Origin of the sequence: Candidatus Regiella insecticola LSR1, from assembly GCF_000143625.1 — a bacterium.
In the GTDB taxonomy this organism is placed as follows: domain Bacteria; phylum Pseudomonadota; class Gammaproteobacteria; order Enterobacterales; family Enterobacteriaceae; genus Regiella; species Regiella insecticola.
In genome coordinates, this window is the sequence record NZ_GL379591.1 from 126,681 (window position 1) to 146,214 (window position 19,534).

General features: G+C 43.8%; 27 protein-coding genes, 1 tRNA gene and 1 pseudogene. 18 read left to right on the forward strand and 11 right to left on the reverse strand.

What is annotated here, in order from left to right; genetic code table 11:
* Positions 1-37: 37 nt before the first annotated feature.
* The 3 genes and pseudogenes from istA to REG_RS05240 form a co-directional block, all read right to left on the reverse strand.
* Positions 38-1,808 (reverse strand): annotated as a pseudogene (gene istA / locus REG_RS14165) (IS21 family transposase).
* Between the two features lie 172 nt (positions 1,809-1,980).
* A complete protein-coding gene (locus REG_RS05235) occupies positions 1,981-2,274 on the reverse strand; it encodes a transposase (protein ID WP_141553621.1) in 294 nt (97 codons plus the stop codon).
* Positions 2,275-2,288: 14 nt separating this feature from the next.
* Complete coding sequence (locus REG_RS05240) at positions 2,289-2,642, reverse strand: IS630 transposase-related protein (protein WP_006704355.1); 354 nt, start codon at positions 2,640-2,642, stop codon at positions 2,289-2,291.
* 159 nt (positions 2,643-2,801) lie between these two features.
* Between REG_RS05240 and REG_RS05245 the strand changes: the two genes are divergently transcribed.
* From REG_RS05245 to REG_RS05255, 3 genes are all read left to right on the forward strand, one after another.
* Positions 2,802-3,521 carry a hypothetical protein gene (locus tag REG_RS05245; protein WP_006704749.1) on the forward strand — a complete coding sequence of 240 codons (720 nt, stop codon included), beginning with the start codon at positions 2,802-2,804 and terminating at the stop codon, positions 3,519-3,521.
* A gap of 141 nt (positions 3,522-3,662) precedes the next feature.
* Positions 3,663-3,881, forward strand: a complete 219-nt coding sequence (locus REG_RS05250) for a hypothetical protein (RefSeq protein WP_039907437.1) — start codon at positions 3,663-3,665, stop codon at positions 3,879-3,881.
* Positions 3,882-4,005: 124 nt separating this feature from the next.
* Positions 4,006-4,203 carry a helix-turn-helix transcriptional regulator gene (locus tag REG_RS05255; RefSeq protein ID WP_006704750.1) on the forward strand — a complete coding sequence of 66 codons (198 nt, stop codon included), beginning with the start codon at positions 4,006-4,008 and terminating at the stop codon, positions 4,201-4,203.
* A gap of 259 nt (positions 4,204-4,462) precedes the next feature.
* On the opposite strand, the gene REG_RS13240 is transcribed toward REG_RS05255, so the two are convergent.
* Positions 4,463-4,636 carry a hypothetical protein gene (locus REG_RS13240; protein WP_176603445.1) on the reverse strand — a complete coding sequence of 58 codons (174 nt, stop codon included), beginning with the start codon at positions 4,634-4,636 and terminating at the stop codon, positions 4,463-4,465.
* A gap of 132 nt (positions 4,637-4,768) precedes the next feature.
* Here REG_RS13240 and REG_RS11195 point away from each other — a divergent pair, with 132 nt between their 5' ends.
* The 9 genes from REG_RS11195 (at position 4,769) to REG_RS12055 (ending at position 8,162) form a co-directional block, all read left to right on the forward strand.
* A complete protein-coding gene (locus REG_RS11195) occupies positions 4,769-4,957 on the forward strand; it encodes a host cell division inhibitor Icd-like protein (protein ID WP_071985172.1) in 189 nt (62 codons plus the stop codon).
* On the forward strand, positions 4,941-5,117 hold the full coding sequence (locus REG_RS13245) for a hypothetical protein (protein ID WP_176603446.1): 177 nt from the start codon (positions 4,941-4,943) through the stop codon (positions 5,115-5,117). Before REG_RS11195 ends, REG_RS13245 begins: the two co-directional genes overlap by 17 nt.
* The gene (locus REG_RS12050; RefSeq protein ID WP_050749331.1) at positions 5,114-5,842 is read left to right on the forward strand and encodes a primase-helicase zinc-binding domain-containing protein; all 729 of its coding nucleotides are present in this window, start codon (positions 5,114-5,116) and stop codon (positions 5,840-5,842) included. Before REG_RS13245 ends, REG_RS12050 begins: the two co-directional genes overlap by 4 nt.
* Positions 5,799-6,002, forward strand: coding sequence for a hypothetical protein (locus tag REG_RS14170; protein ID WP_050749332.1), 204 nt, complete (start codon positions 5,799-5,801; stop codon positions 6,000-6,002). The genes REG_RS12050 and REG_RS14170 overlap by 44 nt, the downstream gene beginning before the upstream one ends.
* A 132-nt stretch (positions 6,003-6,134) precedes the next feature.
* The gene (locus REG_RS13250; RefSeq protein ID WP_050749333.1) at positions 6,135-6,500 is read left to right on the forward strand and encodes a hypothetical protein; all 366 of its coding nucleotides are present in this window, start codon (positions 6,135-6,137) and stop codon (positions 6,498-6,500) included.
* Positions 6,440-6,760 carry an IS630 transposase-related protein gene (locus tag REG_RS05270; RefSeq protein WP_039907441.1) on the forward strand — a complete coding sequence of 107 codons (321 nt, stop codon included), beginning with the start codon at positions 6,440-6,442 and terminating at the stop codon, positions 6,758-6,760. Before REG_RS13250 ends, REG_RS05270 begins: the two co-directional genes overlap by 61 nt.
* A gap of 14 nt (positions 6,761-6,774) precedes the next feature.
* On the forward strand, positions 6,775-7,023 hold the full coding sequence (locus tag REG_RS14175; protein ID WP_260200036.1) for a transposase: 249 nt from the start codon (positions 6,775-6,777) through the stop codon (positions 7,021-7,023).
* A complete protein-coding gene (locus REG_RS14180) occupies positions 7,016-7,207 on the forward strand; it encodes a transposase (RefSeq protein ID WP_260200071.1) in 192 nt (63 codons plus the stop codon). Before REG_RS14175 ends, REG_RS14180 begins: the two co-directional genes overlap by 8 nt.
* A gap of 131 nt (positions 7,208-7,338) precedes the next feature.
* A protein-coding gene (locus REG_RS12055) for an IS5-like element ISRein1 family transposase (protein ID WP_260200023.1) occupies positions 7,339-8,162 on the forward strand; the annotation gives its coding sequence in 2 pieces (ribosomal slippage) (positions 7,339-7,726 and positions 7,726-8,162; 825 coding nt in all).
* Positions 8,163-8,196: 34 nt separating this feature from the next.
* Here the strand turns inward: REG_RS12055 and REG_RS05290 are convergent.
* The 4 genes from REG_RS05290 to REG_RS12065 all read right to left on the reverse strand — a co-directional run bounded on the left by REG_RS05290 (position 8,197) and on the right by REG_RS12065 (position 10,179).
* Positions 8,197-8,403, reverse strand: coding sequence for a type II toxin-antitoxin system HicA family toxin (locus REG_RS05290; RefSeq protein ID WP_006704753.1), 207 nt, complete (start codon positions 8,401-8,403; stop codon positions 8,197-8,199).
* A gap of 168 nt (positions 8,404-8,571) precedes the next feature.
* Entirely contained in the window at positions 8,572-8,832 is a 261-nt protein-coding gene (locus tag REG_RS05295; protein WP_039907442.1) for a hypothetical protein, read from the reverse strand.
* Between the two features lie 124 nt (positions 8,833-8,956).
* Complete coding sequence (locus REG_RS13255) at positions 8,957-9,115, reverse strand: hypothetical protein (RefSeq protein WP_176603447.1); 159 nt, start codon at positions 9,113-9,115, stop codon at positions 8,957-8,959.
* Positions 9,116-9,355: 240 nt separating this feature from the next.
* Positions 9,356-10,179 (reverse strand): IS5-like element ISRein1 family transposase gene (locus tag REG_RS12065; protein ID WP_260200023.1). Its coding sequence is split into 2 segments (ribosomal slippage): positions 9,356-9,792 and positions 9,792-10,179, totalling 825 coding nucleotides; the frame shifts between segments, so codons are not numbered across the junction.
* A 104-nt stretch (positions 10,180-10,283) separates the two neighbouring features.
* On the opposite strand from REG_RS12065, the gene REG_RS05310 reads away from it, so the two are divergent.
* Positions 10,284-11,669, forward strand: a complete 1,386-nt coding sequence (locus tag REG_RS05310; protein WP_006704754.1) for a calcium-binding protein — start codon at positions 10,284-10,286, stop codon at positions 11,667-11,669.
* 22 nt (positions 11,670-11,691) lie between these two features.
* Here the strand turns inward: REG_RS05310 and REG_RS05315 are convergent.
* Positions 11,692-11,755, reverse strand: a tRNA-Arg gene (locus tag REG_RS05315).
* 335 nt (positions 11,756-12,090) lie between these two features.
* Between REG_RS05315 and REG_RS05320 the strand changes: the two genes are divergently transcribed.
* The 5 genes from REG_RS05320 to REG_RS14795 all read left to right on the forward strand — a co-directional run bounded on the left by REG_RS05320 (position 12,091) and on the right by REG_RS14795 (position 18,250).
* Positions 12,091-12,501 (forward strand): hypothetical protein, encoded by a 411-nt coding sequence (locus REG_RS05320; protein WP_006704755.1) that lies wholly within the window; start codon positions 12,091-12,093, stop codon positions 12,499-12,501.
* A 154-nt stretch (positions 12,502-12,655) separates the two neighbouring features.
* Positions 12,656-13,057, forward strand: coding sequence for a hypothetical protein (locus REG_RS05325; RefSeq protein WP_006704756.1), 402 nt, complete (start codon positions 12,656-12,658; stop codon positions 13,055-13,057).
* A gap of 577 nt (positions 13,058-13,634) precedes the next feature.
* Complete coding sequence (locus REG_RS13720; protein ID WP_039907444.1) at positions 13,635-13,916, forward strand: hypothetical protein; 282 nt, start codon at positions 13,635-13,637, stop codon at positions 13,914-13,916.
* Positions 13,917-14,466: 550 nt separating this feature from the next.
* Positions 14,467-17,709 carry a phage tail-collar fiber domain-containing protein gene (locus REG_RS05335; RefSeq protein WP_006704757.1) on the forward strand — a complete coding sequence of 1,081 codons (3,243 nt, stop codon included), beginning with the start codon at positions 14,467-14,469 and terminating at the stop codon, positions 17,707-17,709.
* 175 nt (positions 17,710-17,884) lie between these two features.
* Positions 17,885-18,250 (forward strand): gp53-like domain-containing protein, encoded by a 366-nt coding sequence (locus tag REG_RS14795; protein WP_422614312.1) that lies wholly within the window; start codon positions 17,885-17,887, stop codon positions 18,248-18,250.
* On the opposite strand, the gene REG_RS05340 is transcribed toward REG_RS14795, so the two are convergent.
* Positions 18,191-19,255 (reverse strand): IS3 family transposase, encoded by a 1,065-nt coding sequence (locus tag REG_RS05340; protein ID WP_039906984.1) that lies wholly within the window; start codon positions 19,253-19,255, stop codon positions 18,191-18,193. The two genes, REG_RS14795 and REG_RS05340, sit on opposite strands and share 60 nt — an antisense overlap.
* Entirely contained in the window at positions 19,209-19,502 is a 294-nt protein-coding gene (locus tag REG_RS12070) for a hypothetical protein (protein ID WP_006704759.1), read from the reverse strand. The genes REG_RS05340 and REG_RS12070 overlap by 47 nt, the downstream gene beginning before the upstream one ends.
* Positions 19,503-19,534 lie beyond the last annotated feature (32 nt).

A 19,534-nucleotide genomic window follows, 5' to 3' on the forward strand; every position in this document is an offset into this window, starting at 1 on the left:
GATCACTTATTCAGCGTCTCTGTAGAACAGATTTAAGTTAGCCTGAGTGATCTCCTTGAGTCAATTTATTCATTGATTTTCTCATTGATTCGCCCTTTAGTTCTAGTTTGATAGCATTGTGCAGCAATCGGTCTAAAATGGCATCGGCATGAGTGGATTCGCCGATCATCTGGTACCAATTAGCAACAGGGAGCTGGCTGGTGATGAGTGTGGAAGTACGATCGTATCTGGCATCGATTAGCTCCAATAAATCTCCCCGCTGCTGAGAGTTAAGTGGCTCTAATCCCCAATCGTCGAGTAGCAAAAGCGAGCAATTGGCTAATGTATCCAGTAATTTTCGATAACTGCCCTGGGCTTGTGCCAGGTACATTTGTGCTAGCAGTTGCTTGAGCCTGAAGTAAAAGACGCTCATCCCTTGCTGGCAATAATGGTGACCGAGTGCACAGGCTAACCAAGTCTTGCCGCAACCGGTAGCGCCGGTAATCAGTATATTTTGATGGTGTTTCAACCATTCCCCTTGTGTCAGTGAGCGGATAGTGGCTTTATCGAGTTGGCGTGACGCTGAGTAGTCAACACGGGACGCTGTCCAGCGACCCTGTTGTTTATGGGCTTCAGGCATATGATTTTCTAGCGTGGAGTGACCGCCCACGTCGTGTGAGCGTGGATGTACCGCGACTAGCTCACCCCGATGAAACAGGTTGACAAGTTCTCCACTGACATGCGCTTCTAATTTTTGTTTCAGTAACGTATGCGGGACGGAGTAATAATGCTTATCCACTTCAACGTGGTAGTCCATCTGGACGCGGACTTGTGTCACCTGCGTATAGCGATAGGGTAAGCGTGGCAAGGGTTTTAACACCGGTTTATCTATCTGTTGAAACTGGCTTAAGCGGCTGCCCGGTCGCTTTTTCATCGGCTTGTTATTGAGTTCTATCAGCAACTCCTGTATCCGCTGATTTAACGCCTTCAAGCTGTAGAACGTCTCTCGCCTCAGTTTAGCCATTATCCAACGTTCAACAATTTGTACCGCCACTTCAACCTTGGCTTTATCTTTGGGTTTGTAAGGGCGCGCCGCTACCACGACGGTATCGTAATGGTAGGCAAGTTGTTGATAGGTCGGATTTAAATCAGGCTCGTAACGACACGCTTTATCGATGCCACTTTTTAAATTATCCGGCACTATAACTCAGGCACCCCCCCGAAAAAGTCAAAACAACGCGCATGGCTCATCACCCAATTTTCTAAGCATTGACTCCAGGTAGCTTCGGCATAGGTGTAATTTGACGCCCCGAGAACCGCCACAAACACCTGAGCTGTGCGCTGTTCACCCGTTTTGGGGTGAGTGACGTTGAGGGTGGGGCCACAATAATCGACGAACAGCTTTTCTCCCGCTTTGTGGGTTTGTCGCATCGACGGGGATTGCACTTGCTGCCAGCTTTTGTAGAGGCGGCAAAATGGGCATACCTGTAATGATTGGCTGGATTTTGCTGCTGATATTCCTCGTATAACAGCTGTAGCGTCATGATTTTATGCTTCAGTTCCTGACAAATCAGGCTCCAGTCAGGCAGCGAGCTTTTTTTCTTTTTTACCGGGGTTTGTTTGAACGCTGCCCGTAAATTTAGCTCATTCCACTCCGGAGAAAGCGGATAATCCCTGATACCAAGTTGTGCAGCCTGATTGAGGTAACGAGACACCACTGAGGGGGAGACGGATAAACTCTTTGCAATCTGACGATGGCTCAGTTGACAACGGTATTTTAGCCTGAGTATTTCTTTTAGTTTTCTCATCGATATACGGAATGCCGACATGGTTATCTGCTCGTCAATAAAACGACAGGATAACGGTAAAAACACACCTACAGAGGACAAGCTGAACTAATAATATTCATGGAGATCGCTCAATAACATTTTGCCGAAAAAGTGATCTCCTTCAATGTTATTCAGTGATCGCCTTGAATGTTATTGAGCGATCTCCTTCATGTTATTGAGTGATCTTCTTGATGATAATATGCAGATGGAAGCGCACATTATCCATCACAAGGACTGCCCCTGGAGGGGATTTTGGCAGTAAATCTTGGGTGACCCAGGCATAAAAAATATCGCTGTTGATATGGCAGTCGAAGGTACAAACCGTAGTTAATTTTCCGTTAAGCTGTGCACCAATGACATTAGTACGTGCTTTGGCATGGCAATCGTGTTGGCCGTAACAGCGCTTCCCTTTCACTGAATAACCATAAAGACGCGGCATATCATGAGCAAAACCGCTTTCATCCACGTTAGCCCTGGAGCTTAGTCTGAAAATCTTTTCGAGCTTGGACGTCGGCTTTGGGGGGATAAAATGTTTTTTTTATAGCTAAAACCCGCCCGCTTTAAGGCATCACAGATACCCCTGGCACTCACACCCATCCGTGGCGCCCGCTCGTGTTGAGACGCGTCAGGGTAGGTTTCCACATCCAGAATCAACGCCGCTCTGTTTATTTTGGTAGCGGGTTTATTACGCGTCAAACAAGGCTCCAGGCGTTTCGCCCATCGCATCAAACTGGCACTTCCTACACCAAAACGGTCGGCGGTTTCAGCATAAGTGAGGGCTTCTTTCTTTTTGAAAGCCAATACATGTTGACGAAATTTTAAGGGATAAGTCATTTTGGTATTTATAGGTCAATAAATCATTTCGATATTGTACGTCAATTTATAACACCTAAGCCATAAAAGAATAAGTTATGTCTAGGCTGATCCCCGAAAACCAGTACACCTCTACTGGCTGGCATAGCTCCTAACTAATAGAGGGCGTGAGGTGACGTAGTGACAAGTAGAGATGATTATTTTTTACCGTTAAATAATATAATTTCATTATATTCTATAGAGGAATTGAGGAAAGTAGCTGATCGTGTCCATCTTTTTTTGAGAATAAAGAACAGGACAGATAAGCAAATTAAATATGTTCAGGATCTCATTTATCAGTTAATTGAAATATATTTTGAGCAAGAACAAGACAAGGAAATAAGCGAGCGTGAAGAAAATCTTCGGGATCACTTGCGGTATTCAAGTGATCCTCATCCTGCTCAAGACCTTTTTGAATTTGATGTTTGCAAAGACGGCCTAATACTTAATTTCATTGGCCATACTTCAGATTTAGATGTGCCCAACGAAGAAAATATGGATCCTATTGATGCTTTGGGAGAAATTGTTCATTGGTTAAAAGATGATGAAACGGAAGAGGGATTCATTGATGCTGAACCTTGTGAGTATTTTTACGCGCTCAGCCTTTCATTGATCAATGATGCTGTTAGCCTTATAAAATTAATTGGTAAAGAGCCAGCAGGAAAAGGAAATATATTATTGGATGTGTCTCACCCTATAACTGAAGCTGCCATGAAAGCATATAAGGCAATGTGTTATGGCGATAAGATCAAAACCGAGGCTATGCATGAAAGCCAGTTAAATAAGTTATATAAAGAAAATAGTCTATTAAAAGAAAAAATTGATGAATTGATATGGAATAGACCTCTTTGGAAACCGTAGTTCGTTATGTGGAGTCAAGGCGCCCGGTGCACAGCAACCTTCGTTAACATAAAGTACATGAGGATTGCGCGCACCGGACAACGCAGGATCCGTATCACGCAGTAGGTTTCCGAAGAGGTCTAATAAATAAAAAAAGTAGAAATGCTCAAAAAAGCTACTGACTCAAGACATAAAAAAAATCGTGCGGCTAAAATGCTTGTATGTCAGGATTGGTTTGAAAAGAAATCTATTTATAAAACAGCAATGGAAGCTGCGGGGTATTATAAAACGTGGTTAGAAAGTAAAAGTTATGTTTACGAACTGATAACGATAAGAAATTGGATACTCCTGTACGCCAAGGAAAAAGGTGTAAGATGGTAGTTGTACTTAATAGAAAGAACCTTGTACACAGTAGACTGTATGCTCTACTTAATAGGGTTATGGATTGTTTTCTACGCTAGTCTAGAGTTCTCCCTTGTTATTTAAAAGTATATAGGGAGGCTACATGCCGCAATTATTTATCCGTTTACCCGAAGTCCAGCGCCGTACTGGTTACAGCAAGGCATGGATTTACCGTCTTATCAGTCAACATCGTTTTCCTGTGCCGGTAAAGATTGGCACGCGCGCTATCGCTTTTATCGAAAGTGAAGTGGATGCATGGATTAATCAACGCATTATAGAATCGCGTGGGGAGGTGGCGTGATGGCTCGGGTATTCAATTCGATAGTACCAAAAGAATTTTGCTTTCAAGAAGATGAAGAGCTTTATAATTGTCTATACCACGATAAGAAGTGTTTGCAAATTACTTCTCTTTCTACATGTCTTTCATCTATCCAATTTGTACCGCTCACCACGGGTACACAAAAAGGAAAGAGTAATACAATAAATATTACTCTTTGGAATAGCTGCCGCTTCAATGATAAAAAAAATCATATTCAGCCAATGACTGTATTAAGAGTAAATCAACTTTTTGGCTCAATGCCTCGCCTATTTAGCTCGCGTTGCAGTAATCTTTTAATCCATCCTGACTTATTGTCGTCACCGTCTTCTTTCATGGCGATAACAAGACGTTTAAATAAGTCATTATCCAGTCGTAGTTGGACAACATGGCGTTCTTTATTTTCTGTTGTTGACATTGTCAACTCCTGTGGTTTAATCTGCAATAGAGTTGACAATGTACAGTTTTGCATGACTCAAAGTAAAGCGAAGCCCGGCAGTGTAGTAGCACTAACCGGGCATCTAACCACCTCGTTAGAAGGACTAACGCTATGGCTACGTCAAAGTGTACCTATATCTTTGCGGCGATCAACCGCAGTCAGAAAAAAATTAAGCCTATCATGCTGTACGCTACGGCAATTGATGAAAAATCAGCCCGTCAGCGCTACGTTGCCGATTATATTCTTTTGTTTGCCGGTCGCCTTCCTGCTCTGGGAGGATGCCATGTCCACACGCATTGATAAAACCCCGATCACTGCTGAAGATTTAGCATTTCAGTGCTTAGCGCTGACTCATGCCGCTGTGTCTGTCATGGAAGCGGATGCCAGGGAAACACTGCTGTTTATTCTGCTGGAAAAAACTGAGGCGCTTTATGGCATGCTGACAGAGGGGGCATTATGACAGCAAAGCCTGCCGACAGGCTAAAAGATAATTTTATTGATGAGGTACGAACACAGGCTAACGGTCATTGGGAGGCGATTTTACGACAACTGGCGATCCCAACCCATCGGCAGGAAGGTCAATGCCCAAACTGTGGGGGTAAAACCCGTTATCGTTTTGACGACAAGGAAGGCAGAGGCACCTATTTCTGTTCTCATTGTGGTGCTGGTACCGGGCTGGATTTGGTGATGAAAGTTAACCGATGTAACGCCCGTCAAGCAGCTAAGCTGGTCGCGAATGTGCTGGCTATGCCCTTGCCAGAAAAAAGGATGAAACCCGCCCCCGCCAAAGAAGAGCCTTCAACGGACAAACCCATTGCTGAGCAGATAGCGGCATTGATGGCAAAAACGGTATTGGGTGAATCTCATTATCTGATGAATAAGGGGCTTCACTGCCCCGGTCTGCCTATCCTGCCGAACGGTGTCTTGCTGCTTGCGCTGCAAACAATAGACGGCAAGATCACGGGTGCACAGCGTATTTACCCGAATGGCGATAAACCTTATCTGACGGGTACCCGTAAGAAAGGGGCATTTATTCCCGTGGGCGAACTGCCGGAACAAGCTGAAACAGTGCTGATCACCGAAGGTTATGCGAACTGCGGTTACGGTGTCATTATTGGCTTCAGGCATCGCTATTGCGGCATTGGATGCGGGCAATTTAATCGAAGTAGCAAAAATATGCCGTGAACGCTGGTCAGAAGCAAAAATTATCATTGCCGCTGATAACGACTGCGATCAAGCCAATCAATGCGATGAAAAAGGCCAATTTAAGAAGAATATTGGCGCTATCGCCGCCGAAAAAGCCGCTATTGCGGTTTCTGGGTGGGTTGCTTTACCGCCTACCTAGCATAAAGCCGACTGGGACGATTACCGGCAGCAATACGGCATAGAAGCCGCTATACAGGCTTTCAGCGGAGCACTGTATCAACCTGCTGATGCGATAAATCATGATAAGCCTACCCGTCCGACATTGAGCCAGATGGGCGCCAGTCAACGCGGCGAGGTCTTGTTAGCACGCTATAACGGTGATTTGGCGTTGGAGCCTTTGTCTGATTCTGTACACCACTACGACGGTATCGCCTGGCGTGCCATCAGTGATCGCGATTTAATGCGGGAAATGGTGGCTATCTTTATCGGATCAGATGTGCCTTATACGTCAATAGGCATCCGTTCTGCCGTTGATGCACTAAAACTTCAACTGCCGTTAATGAAAAGCCCGGCTCGTCACTTAATCGGCTTCCGTAATGGCGTCTTTGACCTGCAAAAAAAGCAGTTCAGAATGTATTGGCTTTCAAAAAGAAAGAAGCCCTCACTTATGCTGAAACCGCCGACCGTTTTGGTGTAGGAAGTGCCAGTTTGATGCGATGGGCGAAACGCCTGGAGCCTTGTTTGACGCGTAATAAACCCGCTACCAAAATAAACAGAGCGGCGTTGATTCTGGATGTGGAAACCTACCCTGACGCGTCTCAGCACGAGCGGGCGCCACGGATGGGTGTGAGTGCCAGGGGTATCTGTGATGCCTTAAAGCGGGCGGGTTTTAGCTATAAAAAAAACATTTTATCCCCCCAAAGCCGACGTCCAAGCTCGAAAAGATTTTCAGACTAAGCTCCAGGGCTAACGTGGATGAAAGCGGTTTTGCTCATGATATGCCGCGTCTTTATGGTTATTCAGTGAAAGGGAAGCGCTGTTACGGCCAACACGATTGCCATGCCAAAGCACGTACTAATGTCATTGGTGCACAGCTTAACGGAAAATTAACTACGGTTTGTACCTTCGACTGCCATATCAACAGCGATATTTTTTATGCCTGGGTCACCCAAAGATTTACTGCCAAAATCCCCTCCAGGGGCAGTCCTTGTGATGGATAATGTGCGCTTCCATAAACGCCAAGACATCCAGGCTGCTATACAGAAAGCTGGCTTTATTCTCGAATATCTCCCCACGTATTCTCCTGACATGAATCCCATTGAGCACAAATGGGCTCAAGCTAAAGCCCTTCGCAGAAAGCGACTATGTGATATCGATACCTTGTTTTCTGACCCTTTATTTTAAATCAATTCATACCGCATAAGCCATAGTGATTGGCCATACTGTCCGGCTGATGGCGGCGTAACCAGTAGACCTCTTCGGAAACTAGCATTCATGAGGAATTTTGGTAAAACACTCCTGAACAAGGAGCCGCCATGAAATATGAAGTAATAAAAGTACTGGAAGAGGAAAAATTTCGTCGCTTAACGGGTGTTAAACGCAGTACATTTGAAAAGATGATAAAGATATTGAATGAAGCAGATAAGAGTAAGCAAGGGAAAGGAGGTCGGAAACCCAAGCGGGGTTTAGAAGAGCGCTTATTAATGGCACTGGAGTATATACGAGAATATCGCACTTATTTTCATGTCAGCCAAAGCTATGGCGTGAGTGAGAGCACATGCTATGAAACGATTAAATGGATAGAGAATACGCTAATAAAGCATCCTGATTTTGCCCTACCTGGACGCAAAGCTGTATTAAAAAGGGATAGGGAGTATGAGCTGGTTCTTATTGATGCCACAGAAACGCCGATTGAACGTCCCCAAAAAAACAAAAGCCGTTTTACTCAGGAAAAAAGAAACGACACACCTTAAAAACACAAGTGCTCGTTGATAAAAAAAGTAAAGCAGTCATCTGTACAAGCTTTACGAATGGGAGGCGCCATGATTTTAGGTTGTTTAAGGAGTCTGGTGTGCGAATACATCCTGACATCAAAACAGTTACCGATACAGGTTACCAAGGGCTTGGCAAGATTCATTCAAACTCGGCGTTGCCTAAGAAAAAGACAAAGAAAAATCCCTTAACAAAAGAAGATAAACGCAACAATCGTGCGTTATCAAGCCAGCGTGTATTAAACGAACATGTCATTGGTATGATTAAAAGATTTAAAATTGTATCAGACCGTTATCGAAACAGGCGAAAACGTTTTGGATTAAGATTTAATCTGATTGCTGCAATTTATAATATGGAAATTAGATAAATGATAGTTTCCGAAGAGGTCTATTGTTGAATTCCTATGCTTCTAGCCACTCACGTAAACTGACTAATGCGCCTTTATCTGTATCAGATGAGGGATGTGGGCGGTGAAATCGAGCGATACTCCCATTTAATAAAAACCGTACCCTTGAACCACTGCTTTGTTTGACCTCTCCACCCAGCGCTACTATCAATGATTCAATATCAGCCCATTTGATATTTGAAGGGGGTGGTTTTCTTAACACTTTTTTTAGTGTTTCTGCCTGTTTTTTCTCACAGCGGAGTCACTTAATGAAGTCAATTGGCCAATGATAGAGATTGATTAGTATGACGTCAATAAATGAAGTCATTTTATTCTCTTTCTGCTCACTATTTTACATGCCCTCTGTACAATCAAATAATAACTCCTTCCCTCAAACCCGCATCGGCACCGCTGCTTTTTTCACCTTCTGCCGTATGATCACTTTTCGTTCAAGGCGACAGTTATTGCCACGAGTCCGAGTCCAAGGAAGAGAGCGGCGATTGCACTCAACTACCAGCAAGAAAAACCATTGACTCTGAATGAAAAATGCTTTGCTTGGATGGCAGGGGGTATTCCCTCCTGATACCTTCATTAGTCTGTTCATCGCTTTAATTGCCTCAATAACCGCATGGAAACCCTTTCCCGTTGGCAAAAAATAATCGCCTGGCTGGCAGGTGATCTGCCGACAAAACCGCCTCACTTTTTGACGCAATAACCTTCAATTCTATAAAGCCCTTTCGCCAATTTCATTTAGAAGACGGCTTTTATGCGACGCTTTAAAGAGCCTGACGCTTTTTACGTTTTATTTCTTCTTCATGCAGGAGCAATTGTTGCCAACCGGTTAATTTGGTGTGTTTCTTTCGGTATGCCTGGATGACGATAATCACCGTGAAAAACATCGTGATGGATATCAAGAGTGCTATGAAATAACTCATTTTCCCTCCTTACTATTTTTTTCATCTGATGTAACTGATCGATGTAATCGGTGGCCTGTGCTAACGCATCCACCTTGCCAAACGACTGATTATCTAACCACAGGTGCTAACGGCTCATCGGCTGCGTCGCCGTTTTCGGCAAGTAGGTAATGGTAAACCCACGGTATGCCTTGGAATGACGACTTATGGAGGTAGGGAGCTGGATCATTTTTTTCATTAGACCTCTTCGGAAACTATCATTTATCTAATTTCCATATTATAAATTGCAGCAATCAGATTAAATCTTAATCCAAAACGTTTTCGCCTGTTTCGATAACGGTCTGATACAATTTTAAATCTTTTAATCATACCAATGACATGTTCGTTTAATACACGCTGGCTTGATAACGCACGATTGTTGCGTTTATCTTCTTTTGTTAAGGGATTTTTCTTTGTCTTTTTCTTAGGCAACGCCGAGTTTGAATGAATCTTGCCAAGCCCTTGGTAACCTGTATCGGTAACTGTTTTGATGTCAGGATGTATTCGCACACCAGACTCCTTAAACAACCTAAAATCATGGCGCCTCCCATTCGTAAAGCTTGTACAGATGACTGCTTTACTTTTTTTATCAACGAGCACTTGTGTTTTTAAGGTGTGTCGTTTCTTTTTTCCTGAGTAAAACGGCTTTTGTTTTTTTGGGGACGTTCAATCGGCGTTTCTGTGGCATCAATAAGAACCAGCTCATACTCCCTATCCCTTTTTAATACAGCTTTGCGTCCAGGTAGGGCAAAATCAGGATGCTTTATTAGCGTATTCTCTATCCATTTAATCGTTTCATAGCATGTGCTCTCACTCACGCCATAGCTTTGGCTGACATGAAAATAAGTGCGATATTCTCGTATATACTCCAGTGCCATTAATAAGCGCTCTTCTAAACCCCGCTTGGGTTTCCGACCTCCTTTCCCTTGCTTACTCTTATCTGCTTCATTCAATATCTTTATCATCTTTTCAAATGTACTGCGTTTAACACCCGTTAAGCGACGAAATTTTTCCTCTTCCAGTACTTTTATTACTTCATATTTCATGGCGGCTCCTTGTTCAGGAGTGTTTTACCAAAATTCCTCATGAATGCTAGTTTCCGAAGAGGTCTAATGATAATCATACACTGACGACGCTAGAGTTACGCCATATGTATGCTACGACGGCAAACGGTAAAAAGACTGAACTACAACACAATTTTCTCCTGTATACCCGTGATGGTTTTTTGATAAAAGGCTGGCCGTCGAGGATGACTAAGGATGCAAAAAATAGCTGGCAGTTGATCACAACACTGGTAGCGAAATATGAACCCAATCTGGATCGCGGTTGGCAAAATCGAACCTTAGGGGTGAAGAAAAACAAGATACAGCTTCATCAGGTGACACGTAATAAGCAAGATCAGGGACAGATTACCGTGAGTGGCAAAAGTCGTGACAGTGTCATTTTGCTCCCCAAATTCATCCAGCTGTTTACCGCAGATACCCCCTATCATGATCGGCGAGAAGGAGATAATGGCAAAAACCAATTTTCAAGCGAGGATGGCAACGATATTTTGATGGGGAAAGGCGGAACTGATCTTTATCTTATCAAGGGGGAAAACCCTCAACGTGAAATCGTTATCGACAATTATGATAGCTCGGAAAAGAATGTTAAAAATGTACGGCGGGATAGTCTATCGGTGCCGTTTCCCGTTAAATACATCCATTTAACAATAGCAGGTGACGATGTGGTGATCAGTCATCGTGATCAACCAACACAACATCCTACAATACGTATTCGCAATTTTATGAAAAATGAGTGGCACCGGCATTTATCACTGCTCAGCGAAAGTAACCATATAATCGAATTATACGTTAATGAAGCGAATGAAGTTTCGCTGGGACGGGTAAACCTGACCTCCGGTAATGACCGCGTGGTGATTTATAATGGGACGGCTCTTAGCAACAACCAGCTGGATGTACTCGCTGGGGACGACATGGTAGCAGACTATAGCGGCAGAAATCATACGCTCAAAGGCGGTGAAGGCAACGATATATTATGGGTTGAAGAAGGTAATAATATTCTTGACGGCGGCACAGGGAGCGATTTTCTTTATGGTTGCAGCGGAGACGATATTCTGTCCGGTGGGCAAGACAACGATACCCTTGAAGCAGGCATCGGCGACGATATTTATCAGTTTGCCGATGGTGATGGCCACGATATCATCAGCGAAAGTGGCGGCAATGAAAGGCTATCATTGACTTCTGTCGACATCGAAAAGATATGGTTGGAAAAAAAAGATAACGCTCTCAAGGTGCTGATTAGGGGAGCCGATGATAGCGCAGTGAACGGAAGCGTACTGATTAAAAATCATTACCAAAATCCAGAATACGCAATAGAAACCATAACAGCCAGCGGATACCAGCTGAGCGGAGAGAAGATTGCTCAAATGGTCAATCTGGTGTCTGCTTTTTCTTCGGTGCCAGGGGGGATGCCGTCATTGCAGGATCATCATGTGCGAACGCAGATTAATACGTTGTGGGTAGCTGTTTCCTAATTCGGCTATAAATTGATTTTAATGGTGCGCCCTGCAGGATTCGAACCTGCGGCCTACGGCTTAGAAGGCCGTAGAAATACTTTTCGATTCATTAATTTACCGCATCCAATGCCGCTCACACGCCCAATGATGTAAAAAGATAACAAAAAATGAAAGCACGTATAACACGTTCTCTGTCCCATATATGTCCCATCGAAGAAAACTGAACCGCCACGGGAATCCTGGAGAGTAAACTCTAGTATAAAAGGAGCACCGAAATGTCATCAAAACGTTATCCCCTCGAACTACGCCAGCGTGCAGTGAGACGGCTGCTAGCACAGCGTGATGAATACAAATTTTGCCGTCGATAACCCCCTGACTTTTTTCATTCCCTGTTTGACGCGGGCTTCCCGTCAATTTCATACCGCACCAAAGAAAGCGAATGCTACTTATGGATATCGTCATCATGAATACCAATAATTTTACCCGTTATCTCGAAGATCGTTTGTACCAATGGGCTGAATGGTATAGCCGAGGGAATTTTTCGAGTTTAGGGTATTCCTCTTGTTCCATTGAATACCGTATTATGACGGAAGGGAATGTGTTTCGTCGCTCGGGACCTAACCCCTTGCCTACTCATGCCGCCGCTGAAGAGATAGAAAACTGGGTCAATGCGATGGCACAGCAAAATCCTGCCATGGCACGGGCATTACGGTGTTACTATTTTCAACGCGGCTCCTTGCGTTACAAGGCCAAAAAGTTGGCCATATCCCACACACAATTCAAATATCATGTGGATATGGCTCATCAGTGGTTATTAGGCTGCTTAAATGGCCGCCTTGAAAAAGACTGATGTTTTTTTAATTTTTTATTTGTGTTGTCAATACAAATCAGGTATAAATTCTCCAAATTGTTACTGCTGCATTTAAAAGCCCGCTTAAGCGGGCTTTTTTTGTTCGATTAACTCAAAAAAACTTTTCCTCCATTACTACTTAAATCATGCTTACATGAACGAACTCACTAATATTGTGCATCAGCACGCCAATCAAATAACGGCGGCAGTCCGCCAGATTAATGCGTTGCACACTGATCTACAAGCGATGGAGCGACAAGAACCCGAACAAATGAAGCTAGCTGAACTGACAGAAGTGCATCTAAAAATACTATCTGATATCACTGCTCTCCAAAAAAACATCATGTCCAGTCAGTCTCAGATAGAGACGTTGCGTATCACGCTAAAAAAGATAGAGACGACCCTTTGGCAAAAAAGGGTAGAAGAGGTGAGGCTCTCACAGTTGTTGGCCTTGCTGAGAAAGTACTTGCTCATTTTATGTGGATTGGGTGCCGTCCTGTTTATTTTTAGTACAAAGATTGATGTGATAAAAATTATCGCTCAAATTTTGGCGTGATCGATGTAAGCCACATTATTGGCACGACGATTTTCGCTATAAACAAGTCAATATCAAATCTGAAGGGGGAAAGTGTGGGTAAAAACAGCGAGATTATCTCAATGCGGGTTATAAAGAGAGGTTACGTATGAGCCTAGAAATGTTAGCACAAGTAGTAGCAAAAGCGGCTCCATTATAGCCAAATCAGTCTAACTTGATTCTGTGTTGTCGTCGCTTGCCGTACTATTTGTACTGTTTGTGCCCCTCCGTCTTGCATCAAATTAGATTGATTCGGCTATGGCACTGTTAACAAAGTTAAACTATTGAATAACAAAGAATTTATAAAAATATTTAGGGCGCATAAAATAATGATGAGATAAAAATAATACTTTTTGTGATCAGCTTCATCATTGAGAGAATTCGCCGATCGCTGCCATAAAAAATCGATTCATCTGTTTTTTTAAAGAGGAACCCGTTTACTTTAAATTTATTTAAATTATAATCATTTCAATAGGTTATATGAATACACTTTGTTAACAGTGCCATATTGGGGAACGCCTTGTGGGGTGGCTCTGCGGGTGCTGCATAGGATCAATCATTGCCGCCAAATGGCGGGGGTAATATTGATAGCTCAGACGAGTTTAATACAGCGAATAGAGTCCGATCCGCAGGCTCACCTCAAATTAATCGAAATACAATCGAACTGCAGCGTATTCAACTCGTGGAAGCAGAGACGCAGCTAAAGTATGCGTTTCTCAATAAGCAAAACGAGCAGCAGGAACGAGAAAATGCCCGGCAGCGTGAAACCACATTGGCTCAAGCAGGGAAACGGGATATCACCCCCGCGCTACTTGCTTATCTGCTAATGCTTGGCTATTAAGTGCTTTGTACTACTTATTCACCCATCGGGCGGGTACCTACTGAGAACGAAGAATTTATTATCGCTATCGTCAGTGCATTTTCCACTGTATGGATAGGCGCGATGGCTTATTTTCATGGTTCTTCGGCCGGGTCTCGCGCTAAAGATACATCGATACACAATCTGGGAATACAGAGAAAGGCTCCACGATAGAAATGCGTTAATACCCTTCACTACAGGTGATCTATCAGGCAAGGGTGGGGGCTTGGTACGATGAAGCAACAAAGTGCCACTATGTTGAGCACTACACGAAAGCTCCGCCCTCAAGGGAGGCGGCCTTCGCGCTTTTTTAAGCGATAGGGTTACGATATTAGCAAAGCAACGACGCCAGAAGGCTTTAAAGCGCTGATCCGAGCCTTTCAACTGCATTTTCGTTAGGATAATTATGACGGAATGCTGGATACAAAAACCAGTGCAACATTAGCTGCATTGGTTGAAAAATATTTTTAATATTTACTTTCTATAAATCAATGTCTTCCTACTCATTTCATCTACCAGGGAAATTCATCCTATGAACAACACCAACGATCAGATTCTTTCTTGGACTGACCAAGGCGACAGGTGTTTGCAAGCAGCAAAGGCACCCAATGGTACGCCACTGCAACTGACCCATATGGTGTTAGGCAATGCTGCAACACCCATACCTGCCACTAAAACTAAACAAGCGACACAAGTTAGAAACGAAGTGTACCGTGCGCCTGTTGATCGTGTCGCACTGGATACAGCAAAGAAAAGCGTCGTCTGTGAACTCATTGTGCCTGAGAATCAAAGAAATCAAACCATTCGTGAAATTGGTCTTTTGGAACACGAGACGCTGATGGCAATCGGTTATGCTTCCCATCATTATACACCGATGCAGCAGAAAGATGACGCATGGACTTACATTGTCCATATTCCACTTGGGAATATCCCTGCTTCTGCTATTAAAACAGTGCATAACTTAATCAATCTTGAGGTATCAGATAAGCATTATCTCAATACGGCAGAGAATTTAAATGATTTAACCGATAAAGCCGCTGCACTCATAAATCTCGGATTAGAAAACGTACTGATCCATAGAAAAGGGACATTGAGTGACTGGAATACGGCACTCAAGACCGGAATATATTTCGATTGGCACGAAGATAAAAATAAAGCGAAACCTAGCGGTTTTCCTCCTGGTAATGTTCCTCGTACTGGGACATTAGTGGTACTGGATACAGGCCTTTTTATCAATCAACTATACATGGGTGAAGCAGAAGATAGTGATGTATTATGGTACCGAACCAAATTTGGGGGACTTCCTTGGAAACCTTGGCAAAAAATCGTTACTGACAAAAACTATATCGGTCTTTTTAAAAGCCTTATAGACGATGAGACTAAACGAAAAGAACTTGGCCTCGGCTCAGCGGCGGTGAAAAATGTGGGTACGGGTAATGCCGACTTGATTACCACCGGCGATGCGGATAGCCGCTATCTCAATGCGGCAGATAATTTAAAGGATTTAACGAATAACACCACTGCGCAAAATAATCTTGGCTTAGGTTCTGCGGCGGTGAAAAATGCAGGCACAAGTGATACTGATTTAATTACCACGGGTGATGCGGATAGTCGTTACCTCAACGCCACTCAGAATTTAAATGATTTAACCGATAAAGCCGCTGCACTCATAAATCTCGGATTAGAAAACGTACTGATCCATAGAAAAGGGACATTGAGTGACTGGAATACGGCACTCAAGACCGGAATATATTTCGATTGGCACGAAGATAAAAATAAAGCGAAACCTAGCGGTTTTCCTCCTGGTAATGTTCCTCGTACTGGGACATTAGTGGTACTGGATACAGGCCTTTTTATCAATCAACTATACATGGGTGAAGCAGGAGATAGTGATGTATTATGGTACCGAACCAAATTTGGGGGACTTCCTTGGAAACCTTGGCAAAAAATCGTTACTGACAAAAACTATATCGGTCTTTTTAAAAGCCTTATAGACGATGAGACTAAACGAAAAGAACTTGGCCTCGGCTCAGCGGCGGTGAAAAATGTGGGTACGGGTAATGCCGACTTGATTACCACCGGCGATGCGGATAGCCGCTATCTCAATGCGGCAGATAATTTAAAGGATTTAACGAATAACACCACTGCGCAAAATAATCTTGGCTTAGGTTCTGCGGCGGTGAAAAATGCAGGCACAAGTGATACTGATTTAATTACCACGGGTGATGCGGATAGTCGTTACCTCAACGCCACTCAGAATTTAAATGATTTAACCGATAAAGCCGCTGCACTCATAAATCTCGGATTAGAAAACGTACTGATCCATAGAAAAGGGACATTGAGTGACTGGAATACGGCACTCAAGACCGGAATATATTTCGATTGGCACGAAGATAAAAATAAAGCGAAACCTAGCGGTTTTCCTCCTGGTAATGTTCCTCGTACTGGGACATTAGTGGTACTGGATACAGGCCTTTTTATCAATCAACTATACATGGGTGAAGCAGAAGATAGTGATGTATTATGGTACCGAACCAAATTTGGGGGACTTCCTTGGAAACCTTGGCAAAAAATCGTTACTGACAAAAACTATATCGGTCTTTTTAAAAGCCTTATAGACGATGAGACTAAACGAAAAGAACTTGGCCTCGGCTCAGCGGCGGTGAAAAATGTGGGTACGGGTAATGCCGACTTGATTACCACCGGCGATGCGGATAGCCGCTATCTCAATGCGGCAGATAATTTAAAGGATTTAACGAATAACACCACTGCGCAAAATAATCTTGGCTTAGGTTCTGCGGCGGTGAAAAATGCAGGCACAAGTGATACTGATTTAATTACCACGGGTGATGCGGATAGTCGTTACCTCAACGCCACTCAGAATTTAAATGATTTAACCGATAAAGCCGCTGCACTCATAAATCTCGGATTAGAAAACGTACTGATCCATAGAAAAGGGACATTGAGTGACTGGAATACGGCACTCAAGACCGGAATATATTTCGATTGGCACGAAGATAAAAATAAAGCGAAACCTAGCGGTTTTCCTCCTGGTAATGTTCCTCGTACTGGGACATTAGTGGTACTGGATACAGGCCTTTTTATCAATCAACTATACATGGGTGAAGCAGAAGATAGTGATGTATTATGGTACCGAACCAAATTTGGGGGACTTCCTTGGAAACCTTGGCAAAAAATCGTTACTGACAAAAACTATATCGGTCTTTTTAAAAGCCTTATAGACGATGAGACTAAACGAAAAGAACTTGGCCTCGGCTCAGCGGCGGTGAAAAATGTGGGTACGGGTAATGCCGACTTGATTACCACCGGCGATGCGGATAGCCGCTATCTCAATGCGGCAGATAATTTAAAGGATTTAATCAATATAGTTCAGGCACGCCAGAATCTTGGCTTAGGCGATGCAGCGACTAGAACTGTCGGTCGAGAAGACAACCAGCTGGTGACTGCCGCCGATGCGCTGATTAGAAGAACAGAAGTGGTTGGTTTTGATAAGGTATGGGATTGGAATGTGATCACCCAACCCGGGGTTTATTTTTCATACGACACAAGCGATAATAATCGGCCTCAAAAACCCACGGGATTTCCAGAAGGGTTAACTACATTTGCAGGACACCTCGTCGTTTTAAAAGATTTTTCAGGGAATCAAACCTCTCAGTTATTTCTTTCTTTTGCTGGCACCATTTACTACCGCAGCAAATGGCATAACCATTTAGTGTGGCAACCCTGGCGGCGCCTCAGTTTTGATGTAGTTTGATGGAGCTAGAGGGAGAAATATAAACAATTAAAATTGGAACAAGCTAGAAGCAACAGGATTTTACTCAAAAACTGAAACTTCTGTTCCTGATGGGTCACCGATTAAAGATTTCCTTGATGTGAACAGGTACGGTTTATTATTCTCCTATCACCAAGACGTTTATATACAGTTGTATATGAGTAATGCAGATACGATATATTATCGAAGTCGATGGAAATATGACAGTAATTGGCATAACTGGAAAAAATTCATCACTAATGAAGACTATAAAGAAAAGAATTTCTATGAAAACGGTTGGCAGAAATTTCCAAGTGGATTGATGATGCAGTGGGGAAAAGCGGAGAATACCACTTATGGAAAAGTAACAGTAACTTGGCCTAAGGAATTCCCAAACAAGGCGCTATCTGTAACGGCTACCCCGATTCTATTGAACCCAATGGGCAGTAATTGTCAATGTAGTTGTCGCCCAGGATGTAAAATCCTAGGCTGCTTTTTTGGCGTCTGGTTTCACCTTTTTTTCTCTGGATTTTTGTGGATTTAAATGGACTTCTTTCACATACGGCCACTGACGGATTTGACCTGCCCAGCGTGTAGGGTTTGCAGCGCGTGCCTTTTCATACACTGTGTTACGCTGAGCTAATAGGGCTTTATCAAGGCCTGCATGTCTTTGTGCAGGTGTGACAAATTCAATGGCACTGTGGCGATGTTCTTGATTATACCAGTGCACCACGTGTTCGACCCATGCGCGGGCGTCTTGCAGGTTGTCAAAAGGGTTAACCGGGTACTCAGGGCGATATTTTAGCGTCTTGAAGGCCGATTCAGAATAGGGATTGTCGTTGCTCAGGGAGGGTCGACTCAACGAAGTCGCTATTCCCAATGTTTCGAGCGTAAACAACAGGATAGCGCCTTTCATCGGGCTGCCGTTGTCGGAGTGTAGGGTGACTTGACCGGGCAAAATCCCCTCACGCTGACAAATATCTTTGATCATATCACTGGCATGTTGGGCACTTTCTTCAGCATATACCTGCCAACCGACAATCTTACGGCTAAAAATATCGAGGAAAAGGTAGAGGTAAAAATACTGGCCTTTAATACGGCTGGGGAGATAAGTGATATCCCAACTGTAGAGCTGGTTGGGCGCGGTGGCACAGAGTGCCCGAGGCTTAAAACGTGGTTTTGCCGGGCGTTCTGCTCGTCGATGCTTCAGTTGCCTGGCGTCCCGCAATACGCGATAAAAAGTGGATTCGGAGGCGAAATAGAGCCCTTCATCAGCCAACATCGGCACAATTTGACTCGGGGGTAAATGAGCAAATTTGGCCGAAGAGGTTATTTCCAGTAGCTTAGCCCGCTCACAGGGTGAGAGTTTGTGGGGCGGCGGCGCTGTTCGGCGCGTTCGGCCATCCACTTGCTCGATAGCTTTCTGCCAGCGCTGTAGGGTTCGCGTGCTTAGCCCAATCAGGAGACAAGCCTGTTGTTGCCGCGCTCCGGCCTGCGTTGATTCAGTAATCCACATCATAATAGACTGGCGCTGTTCGGGAATAATCATTTTTCCTCTTACTGCGTTGTGTTCGCTTCGGGTCACAAAAATCCGCGCGCCATTGCTTCAGGTGATGAACAAAAATACCCTGCCCCCTGCACCAAGAGGCGAGTTCACTTTCTGCTAAACAACTTCTTAGCTTCCTCGGCGGCACGTTAAGTTCATCCGCAATGGCTTTCATTGTACGCCCATTCCGATGATAAACCTTACACAGCGCCTGCTCTTTAAACTCTTCCGAATACGTCGGTTTTTCCATGATTATATCGCCTCTTTATTAGTTCCCATTAA

Coding starts and splice junctions, on each gene's coding strand:
- REG_RS12070 (WP_006704759.1), bottom strand. CDS start 19,502: ATGGAAAAACCGACGTATTCGGAAGAGTTTAAAGAGCAGGCGCTGTGT.
- REG_RS05250 (WP_039907437.1), top strand. CDS start 3,663: ATGCTCAAAAAAGCTACTGACTCAAGACATAAAAAAAATCGTGCGGCT.
- REG_RS05320 (WP_006704755.1), top strand. CDS start 12,091: ATGCTACTTATGGATATCGTCATCATGAATACCAATAATTTTACCCGT.
- REG_RS13250 (WP_050749333.1), top strand. CDS start 6,135: ATGGGCGCCAGTCAACGCGGCGAGGTCTTGTTAGCACGCTATAACGGT.
- REG_RS13240 (WP_176603445.1), bottom strand. CDS start 4,636: ATGTCAACAACAGAAAATAAAGAACGCCATGTTGTCCAACTACGACTG.
- REG_RS14795 (WP_422614312.1), top strand. CDS start 17,885: ATGAGTAATGCAGATACGATATATTATCGAAGTCGATGGAAATATGAC.
- REG_RS12050 (WP_050749331.1), top strand. CDS start 5,114: ATGACAGCAAAGCCTGCCGACAGGCTAAAAGATAATTTTATTGATGAG.
- REG_RS14180 (WP_260200071.1), top strand. CDS start 7,016: ATGGATAATGTGCGCTTCCATAAACGCCAAGACATCCAGGCTGCTATA.
- REG_RS05255 (WP_006704750.1), top strand. CDS start 4,006: ATGCCGCAATTATTTATCCGTTTACCCGAAGTCCAGCGCCGTACTGGT.
- REG_RS05335 (WP_006704757.1), top strand. CDS start 14,467: ATGAACAACACCAACGATCAGATTCTTTCTTGGACTGACCAAGGCGAC.
- REG_RS13245 (WP_176603446.1), top strand. CDS start 4,941: ATGTCCACACGCATTGATAAAACCCCGATCACTGCTGAAGATTTAGCA.
- REG_RS05310 (WP_006704754.1), top strand. CDS start 10,284: ATGTATGCTACGACGGCAAACGGTAAAAAGACTGAACTACAACACAAT.
- REG_RS11195 (WP_071985172.1), top strand. CDS start 4,769: ATGGCTACGTCAAAGTGTACCTATATCTTTGCGGCGATCAACCGCAGT.
- REG_RS13255 (WP_176603447.1), bottom strand. CDS start 9,115: ATGAGTTATTTCATAGCACTCTTGATATCCATCACGATGTTTTTCACG.
- REG_RS05340 (WP_039906984.1), bottom strand. CDS start 19,255: ATGATTATTCCCGAACAGCGCCAGTCTATTATGATGTGGATTACTGAA.
- REG_RS05240 (WP_006704355.1), bottom strand. CDS start 2,642: ATGACTTATCCCTTAAAATTTCGTCAACATGTATTGGCTTTCAAAAAG.
- REG_RS05325 (WP_006704756.1), top strand. CDS start 12,656: ATGAACGAACTCACTAATATTGTGCATCAGCACGCCAATCAAATAACG.